This window comes from Paenibacillus chartarius (genome assembly GCF_042432825.1).
In the GTDB taxonomy this organism is placed as follows: Bacteria; Bacillota; Bacilli; order Paenibacillales; family NBRC-103111; genus Gordoniibacillus; species Gordoniibacillus chartarius.
Genome location: NZ_JBHLWN010000018.1, coordinates 1 through 8,254 on the forward strand (window position 1 = coordinate 1; position 8,254 = coordinate 8,254).

At 51.3% G+C, this 8,254-nt stretch carries 8 protein-coding genes and 1 rRNA gene; 2 read left to right on the top strand and 7 right to left on the bottom strand.

The genetic code is table 11. The annotated features are described in order from the left end of the window. The 7 genes from ACFFK0_RS03130 to ACFFK0_RS03160 form a co-directional block, all read right to left on the bottom strand. Positions 1-281: ribosomal RNA gene (locus tag ACFFK0_RS03130) — 16S ribosomal RNA — on the bottom strand; the annotation flags it as partial. A gap of 257 nt (positions 282-538) precedes the next feature. Beyond that, positions 539-1,264: an NAD-dependent protein deacylase gene (locus ACFFK0_RS03135; RefSeq protein WP_377468429.1), complete on the bottom strand. Its 726-nt coding sequence runs from the start codon at positions 1,262-1,264 to the stop codon at positions 539-541. Between the two features lie 730 nt (positions 1,265-1,994). Continuing rightward, positions 1,995-5,360: a family 14 glycosylhydrolase gene (locus ACFFK0_RS03140; RefSeq protein ID WP_377468430.1), complete on the bottom strand. Its 3,366-nt coding sequence runs from the start codon at positions 5,358-5,360 to the stop codon at positions 1,995-1,997. A 550-nt stretch (positions 5,361-5,910) separates the two neighbouring features. Then, a complete protein-coding gene (locus tag ACFFK0_RS03145; RefSeq protein WP_377468431.1) occupies positions 5,911-6,600 on the bottom strand; it encodes an AIM24 family protein in 690 nt (229 codons plus the stop codon). Beyond that, positions 6,597-7,133 carry a hypothetical protein gene (locus ACFFK0_RS03150; protein ID WP_377468432.1) on the bottom strand — a complete coding sequence of 179 codons (537 nt, stop codon included), beginning with the start codon at positions 7,131-7,133 and terminating at the stop codon, positions 6,597-6,599. The genes ACFFK0_RS03145 and ACFFK0_RS03150 overlap by 4 nt, the downstream gene beginning before the upstream one ends. Positions 7,134-7,173: 40 nt before the next feature. Further along, positions 7,174-7,326, bottom strand: coding sequence for a hypothetical protein (locus tag ACFFK0_RS03155; protein WP_377468433.1), 153 nt, complete (start codon positions 7,324-7,326; stop codon positions 7,174-7,176). 20 nt (positions 7,327-7,346) lie between these two features. Next, on the bottom strand, positions 7,347-7,571 hold the full coding sequence (locus ACFFK0_RS03160) for a hypothetical protein (RefSeq protein WP_377468434.1): 225 nt from the start codon (positions 7,569-7,571) through the stop codon (positions 7,347-7,349). 159 nt (positions 7,572-7,730) lie between these two features. On the opposite strand from ACFFK0_RS03160, the gene ACFFK0_RS03165 reads away from it, so the two are divergent. Next, positions 7,731-7,958, top strand: coding sequence for a hypothetical protein (locus tag ACFFK0_RS03165; protein WP_377468435.1), 228 nt, complete (start codon positions 7,731-7,733; stop codon positions 7,956-7,958). A 59-nt stretch (positions 7,959-8,017) separates the two neighbouring features. Further along, positions 8,018-8,218 carry a hypothetical protein gene (locus ACFFK0_RS03170; protein ID WP_377468436.1) on the top strand — a complete coding sequence of 67 codons (201 nt, stop codon included), beginning with the start codon at positions 8,018-8,020 and terminating at the stop codon, positions 8,216-8,218. The last annotated feature ends 36 nt before the right edge of the window (positions 8,219-8,254 follow it).

Genomic DNA, 8,254 nt, shown 5'->3' on the forward strand with positions numbered 1-8,254 from the left:
CCGTTACCCCACCAACTAGCTAATGCGCCGCAGGCCCATCCGTAAGCCACAGCCAGAACATAAATTCCGAGCCGTGTTTCACAACTCCGCCATGCGGCGGAGTTGGTTATCCGGTCTTAGCTACCGTTTCCGGTAGTTATCCCGGTCTTACAGGCAGGTTGCCTACGTGTTACTCACCCGTCCGCCGCTAACCCTGCCCCGAAGGACAAGATCCGCTCGACTTGCATGTATTAGGCACGCCGCCAGCGTTCGTCCTGAGCCAGGATCAAACTCTCCAATAAGGGTAGTTCGACTTGCTCATTGATAACACTTGCGTGTTTGTATTGCTGTTTCTTCACTCGTTGTTCAGTTTTCAAGGAACATCCGTTGCCTTACTATTTTCACCGTCAATGTGTGACAGCGAAAATTAATATATCATAGTTCGACACCGTATTGCAACTACTTATTTTGCCATCGTTCTCATCGACTCACTGCGACTTGAACGGGACAACGAAATGTATCTTATCATCTGGATGCCGTCGTTGCAAGTGGAATATTTTCACAGAATCGAATTTAACACTTTGCCGATACTGCCATGAATCAAATAGTTCGCTCTGCTGTCGAACGGTGTCGGCGTTTTATTGATAATAACAAGCTTATCGCCGTTATATTGTCTCACAAGTCCGGCTGCCGGGTTAACCGTTAGCGAAGTGCCGCCGACGATCAGTACATCCGCAGCAGCAATCATATCCCTGGCGCGGTTCAGAAGCTCCATATCCAAGCTCTCTTCATACAGCACTACGTCCGGTTTTACCGTCCCGCCGCAGCGACTGCATTTCGGTACCGGGACCGCATGCAGCAGCACATACTCCAAATTATACGACGCCGAGCACGTCATGCACGTATTGCGGTAAACGGAGCCGTGCAGCTCCAAGACGTTGCGGCTGCCGGCCTGCTGATGGAGACCGTCGATATTTTGCGTGACGACCGCTCGGAGACGGCCTGCCAGTTCTAATTGAGCCAATGCGATATGAGCTTGATTGGGGCGGGCATCCTTGTAAATCATCTGTTCCAGGTAAAATTCAAAAAACTGCTCCGTATGCTCCATAAAAAAGCTATGGCTCAGCATCACTTCAGGGGGATAAGGCGATTTCGTTCTTTTCTGATATAAACCTGCGGCCGAACGGAAATCCGGGATTCCGCTCTCCGTAGACACCCCCGCACCACCGAAAAATACAATATGCCTACTATTCGCGATAATCTCTTTCAAAGCCGCAAGCTCCACCCGCTCCACTCCTTCCATACCGTTACATTATATATTCTTTAACAGCCGGCGGCATCCTGCAAGTGATTTCACTTAGTTTTCCGATTACTGAGGACAGCTACCCGGCGAACTGCCGAAATCCCGCATACGCCAGATTCCGGTAACAGTACCATTGTAGTCGACTTCGGGACAGGTCCCCTGTGTAAATTAGCGGCAAGTAGGGATTAATATCATTGTTCCCAAAACGCGACACCAGAAGCTCAACTTTTTCATCTTCATTATTATAGAATAACCTGCCGCAGCTGTACGGGCCGTAACAGGCCAGAGGTTTATGAAATTTGGAAACCCGGGCTAGGTCTAATAGTTCCAGCCTTGTAATCGTTAACAAGGTTGGAATCGAAAGCTCAGGTGCGCCGCAAGAACTGCATATTATTAGCATATGCAACGAACCGTGTCGAATCGTTCGAAGCAGAATGTGGGCCGTACGCCCGGAATGCCGGGAAGGAAATCTAATCATAATGAAAGCCGGCGCATCGTAAAGGGGTGAAGGGTACAGAGCACAACTTTCGACAAGGATTGAGAATGGCTTGATGGAATTTTTATTTTGCATGTCCGCATTCCCACAAAAAGCACCCCGCTACGCCAGAGATCGTCAACCGATCGTACCAATGAGCGTATTGCTGGGTGCTTCTTCAACGGTGAACATACGGTATTCGTTCGCGAAATCTTTCGAGTTAGGGCTCTGCGCGTGTTACTTGGTCAAAATCTTAACCTCTTTCGGTCCAATCGTCACTTGTATTGCGCCATTGCTCACGGAGGCGGTATCGGTTCCCAGCTGATTCTTCAGCTGTGTCCCATTCGGTAAATTGTCCAAATTTCCGATCGTACGCGATTGGCTGCTCCACGAATTGTTGATCAGCACAACAGCCTCGTCGCCGTCCTTCGAACGCTGAAAGCCGTAAAAACTCGTATCTGACCATTTCTCCTTCTGTGTTCCGTTCTGCAAAGCCGGATGAGCGCTCCGCACGCCGTTCAGCTTCGCAATGTAACGATACAGCTCATGGTTCGGGTTCGGCACGATATCTTCGCGGTTGTTCGGGTCATCGCCGCCCGCATAACCGAGCTCCGTACCCTGATAGACGATCGGAACGCCTCTTGACGTAAACAAAAATCCGAGGGCAGCTTTGAGCTGCGGCCATTTGTCGGAACGATTGCCCGGGTTGCCGGACGCTATGTTCAGAAAGCGCTTCACATCATGATTGTCTAGAAACAAGCCGTTATATTTCGTATCCCGATAATGGCTGTCTTCGCTGTAACGGTCACGGATTTTCGTCATAGCGCCGTCGTAGGCAAACACATCCGTAATCGTGTAATACATCGGGAAATCGATGACCGCATCGAGATAATTGCTGTAATCGCCTACATAGGCGGGATTTCCGTGGTATATTTCACCGAGTGTAAACGTGTTTGCAGCGGTGTCAAATTCCTTAAGCGCCCACTTCGGCACATGCTTGGCCGTATCCACCCGCAAGCCGTCGACGCCCGATGTACGGACCAGCCAGCCGATCCAATTGCGAAGCTCGTTCATAACCGACGGATTTTCTTGATTCAAATCGTCCAAGCCGGCAACGTCGCCGTTTTCGATTTTCCACTGATCGTTGTTGTCGTAATCCGCCCGTGTAATCTCCCCGTTATGATGATACCAGTCCGGATTGTTGAACGGAGCTTTGGCATAGCCGCTGCCTGAGAAATCGCCGGTATGGTTAAGCACCACGTCAAGCATGACCGCAATACCCTTTCCATGCGCCTGATTGACTAGCTCCTGGAATTTCTCCAGCGTGCCGAGGTGACCGTCAATCGAGTAAAAATCGTACGTATGATACCCGTGATACGCATAGTCGCTGCGCTGCATCTGGACCGGCGTTATCCAAATCGCATTGAAGCCCATCCCTTTAATATAGTCCAGGTTATTGATGATCCCCTGGAAGTCGCCGCCGTGCCATTTTCCCATATCGTTTTTATTCGCTGCAAATCCGCCGTAGTTGTCATTGGAAGTGTCACCGTTCACAAAGCGGTCCGTCATAATAAAATAAATGCTCTTCGTCGACCAGTCGGCGAGATTGACGGGGGGCGGCGGATCGCCGGGCTTTCCTTGCGATATGCTTCCCGGCGCACCGTTCGCTCCCGGCGTGTACGTCCATGTGCCTAAATTGAAGAAATAGTTCGCGCTGTTGTTGTTATCCCATGTTCCGCTGCCATTGTTGAATACCGCCTCCAGCCGGCTCGCGCTGCCGACGTTCAGCGTAATCGAGGCGTAGCCGCTGACGTCCGCATCCGACATTCTCACGCCCGGCACGGTCGTCCACGTTCCGCCTTCCGGACGATAATGGATGTAAGGCGTTGCGTAGCCTTTCTTATAGTAAACGGTTACCGAATTGCCTTGCTGCCCGCCGTCCGGCTTGCCTTGCGTTATCGTGCCGGGCCCCCCGTTCGCTCCAGGCGTATAGGTCCATGTGCCGAGATTGAAGAAATAGTTCGCGCTGTTGTTGTTATCCCACGTTCCGCTGCCGTTGTTGAACACCGCTTCCAGCCGGCTCGCGCTGCCGACGTTCAGCGTAATCGACGCATAGCCGCTGACATCCGCATCCGCCATTCTTGTACCCGGCGCGGTCGTCCATGTTCCGCCTTCCGGACGGTAATGAATGTACGGTGTTGCATAGCCTTTCTTGTAGTACACCGTAACCGAGTTGCTGCCGCCCGGATCCGATGTCGAATACTTGGTGACGTAATTTTTAAAATTAGCCATTTCCCCGGTCGGCGACCCATCGGCGTTCACGACGTTCTCTATCCGCAGCAGCGTAAAGCCGCTGTAACCGAAACGAGTCAGCTTCTCTTCGATTTTGCCGAAGCCACCGCTCCCGCCGGTCGGCAGCGCATTTTCCCCGTTCAAGCGCACGCCCTTGCTATTAGCGATGGACGAAACTTGGTCAACGAGCGTAGATGGCAAATTGTAGTTCGGCGCGCCTCCGGCATCGTACATTTCCAGGCAAGTAAAGGTGAGGTCGAGCCCGGAATCCTTGAACTTCTGGATCAGGCGGTTGTAATCATAGTAGCCTGCGGCATGCTCGGCGCTGTGAGGCATGGAGGGGTTCGCCATCTGCCAGTGAACGCCCGAGATTTTGGCGCCGATCGGCACACCAAATACCGGGTCGAAGCTTTCATGCGCAGCCTGGGCGATGACGCCGAGGTGGTTTTCAAGCACGCTCTGATACCAGCTCAGGAAGTCTTTGCCGTAAGCGGAATTGTAGCCTCCCGATGTGTAGAATCCGTCTCCGTCCGTAGGAGGGCTGATTTGGCTGACGCTCGTCAAGCTCGTTCCCCATGCGGAATTGATTCCCTGCAGCGAGCCGTATTTGGCCGTCATAGCGCTGCGGAACGCTTGCTTGGCATGCTCCGAATACACTTGGAAATGTCCGCGCGACGGGTAGCTCCAGCCGGCCGGCTTGTAGTACGACGGAAATCTGAGCTCGCCGGAAGGACCGCCGCTCAGGTAGATTTTCGGAATGATCGATTTGTAATCTGCGAATGCCTGGGCAAAAGCCGTGTACAGCTCTTTGTACTGCTGTCCGATCCCGCTCCATAATGGAGACACGGCTTCGCTGTTGATGTAACCGGTTTCACTTTTCAGCTTCATTTCGTCGGCTGTGCCTTTGCTCCAAATCCATGACGGGATCTCAATGAAGCAAGCATCGCCCGGGTTGTCGCCGCATTTGTGCGTAGAGAGAATCGGAATCCATTTAAGTCCGGCTTCTTTCACGACGCTGGCGTACTGCCGGTAATAGCTCCAGTCGAACTGATTGTCGCCGGCGCCTTCCACCGTTCCCCACCACACATCTTGCGTGATGGCATAAACATTGTTCGCTTTCAGAGTTTGAAGCTGGCTCTTAAACGCATTCCAGTCCGTTACCTGTGAAAGCGGTCCCATTACTGCCGCTTTAAAATCGCCGGCTACCGCAGCATTCGATTTGTTCGGGGCGTTCAGGAACATGGATACGACGAGCAAAATGCTGAGGAGCAGCGCTGCAGCTTGTTTAAGCTGCGATTGCCTGTAAATCATTACATTCATCCCTCCAAATGAGTTCTTGCGCAAACGTTTGCACATTTTCGTGAATTGACCTGATCGCTTTTAAAGATTCACTTTGGATTTACCGCCCGGTTTGCACCACCTTCTTTCGCAAAAAGAAATTTGGTTGCGCTTTCAATTGTATCTTATCACACAAATATTGGAACAACAACCCGTTATTGAGAAACAGCAAGGTGAAAATTTGGTAAAGAGCGACGAGTAGCCCTATCTTTCCCATGAAGGTTGTGCAAACTTTTGCACATGTTTGAGCGCCACAGCGCTGTGCGGCAACCAAATCACCCTAGTTCCGGCCTTCGGACGAACCGATCCATGTAGAGATGCTTTGCTGCTTCAATGCATCATGGCGCTATTGCCGTTTTGAAGGTCTGGCTCCCGCAATCGCGGGTTTAGCAAGTATGAATGCGGCACCAGACTCCCTTATGAGAGCTGGCTATCCTTGCGTCATCGGAAGATGCCGGGATAGCCCTATTTTTCAACCGTTATGGGGGGATCAATGAGTTTGGGGAGGAGCAGGACGTGGTATTTATTTAATATAAACGCTTCCGAAAGGCAGTACTTCCCGCAGCAGCCGTTTCAACCAGCCGTCCCCCGAGAGTCGTTCCTCCAATCGGCGGTCGAGGGAGCCCGTTTGAACGAGCACGCTCCCCTTTCCCCGAATCTCCCACTGCACACGCATATGCTGGCTGGCGATAGAGTTGCCGTAAACGGAGAGCTTGATAGAGGCATCCTCCGGGTAGGCGATGAGTGCGTTCTTATCTACAAAGAGCGGCTGTACCGGATCAAGCTTCATCACCGCGGCATCCCCGACGGTCAAGAGCCCGAGGGTACCCGGACCGGAAAACCTCATCCGGATCAGATCCCGGGAGATCCAAGCCGTCTTCAGCTTCAACATCTTATTCTTCATGGACATCCCGTTCGTGAAGTACATCACATGGCGTAAATCAAACAGCAGGTTACTATCGGCGGGAAGATCGTAGGTTGTCAGGGTGTGTCCGGCAGGAAGACCGAGAAGGAATTCGGAAGGACCGGTCAGCACGGAACGAATCCATCTTCGTTTGCTGTACAGCCCCCCCAGGTCCATCCATCGGTCCTCCCGTTGATCGGGCTGGCCCCGGTATGCCAGAATGGACTCCGGATGCAGAACATGGAGCCTGTCCTCGCTTTGCAGCTCGATTCGTGCGTGTCCGGTAGGCTGAGGAGCAGTTACCTTCATGATAAATTTACCTCTTGGTTGTCCCTGCGCTGCTTGCGCCAGACGGTGTAGCGCCATATGCGTACGGCGGCAAAGTATCCAAGGGCGAGCAGGATTGCCGTGATACCCGTAGAGGTGAGCTGGCGATATAAGGTGCTGCGTTCCGCATTCATTTTTTCCATTTGGCTCTGCAATTGTTTATTTTGCTGGGCTAATGCCTCGTTTTGCCTCTGCAGTTCGGCATTTTGCTGAAGAAGACTCTCCGCTTGCTTTCGGGATTCCTCGATTTGCTGTGCCGCTTCAGTCAAATCTGCTTGGAGCTCGTTGATCTTCTCCGGTGCGTCATAAATATCCTTAATCCGATCCCATACGGCCGCATGTGCGGAGGCAGCGCTCATTAATGATCCTATGAATAGCCATAAAATAATAGAAATGAGCAGTTTATGCTTCACCTGCCGATCACCTGCTTTTCGTAGATTTACTTCCATTTTACCCGCAAAATCGATAAAGTTCCAATCCATTCGTGCCCAGTCGTGTCCGGTTGTGTCGATCAAAAAAATAGACTGTTGAGGGTTTCCTCAACAGTCTGACCAATTACTCCAGCGCACTTTGCTCTTCCCGGAAAGCGGCTTTCTCGGACTTCATTTGGATGTCGGTTTCATTACTTTCTTTGGCAGAGGTTGCCGGTGTATCCTCCGTGCTCGCGGAAATTTGGTCCGCAGTGCTGCGCTTCATGCCTTCGGTCATGTTCATTTCACCTCCTTTAGTTAAGATTGTCGAGGAGCAATGTGTCCGACACGGTAGCAGTCATATGCAAGCTGGGTCAGAAGATGCTCGACATTTTGTTCGGAAATAGGCCCTATTGCTTGGAGCTTCATGCACTCGTTGACTGCTTTGCCGATGTAGAAGCTCAGCACTTCGTCCGAATCGGTTGCTTCGATGCTTGCTGTTGCATCCTGCAGCTGGTTTTGCACGTTTTGCGTGTGATCCATAAGTGGTTTAACCTCCGTTGTCGGGCTAATTGTACTGCAGTTAGTTTCCGCAATGATGTTGGAGAAAATTAACTAAAATTTTGGTTAATCGTGGATAAAGGGGCAAGGCTGAGGAAACGATATTGAAATGTATGTACGATTCGAAGGGAATGATGAAACATGACTGAGAGTGCAGATAGCATAACTCCTTCCTATTTGATGGAAAACCTGTTGACCTACATGAAGGAAGAGAATCGGATCGAAGCCGTTGTCTATGTGGCTCGGATGAAGGACGGTACGATCACATCGGGATGGACGGATATGCAGTATACGGAGGTCATCGGACTGCTGGAAGTCGGAAAGCTGCAAGTGGTCAAAGAGATGTGGAGCGAGTGGACCCCGCAGTAAAAACGAGGTGAAGCAAGCAGATCGGTAACATAACGCTTGTAAACGGAGGTGAGCTATCGTTGGAGAAGAGCTCTTATGAAATAAAATACAATGATTGGTTTACTATACGGATGACGTCGGAACGTGAACCCATGGATGAAACGGAATTTACCAAGGCGGCTCTGGAAGCGGTTCTCTCGGACATTGTCATGCGCGGCAATCAAGGGGAGGCTGAAGGCGGAATCGAGGAATTATGGGGGTCTGTCAAGATCTTTGTGTAAACTCATTTAAAAAAGCTTTCTCCCCGAGGGGAGAAA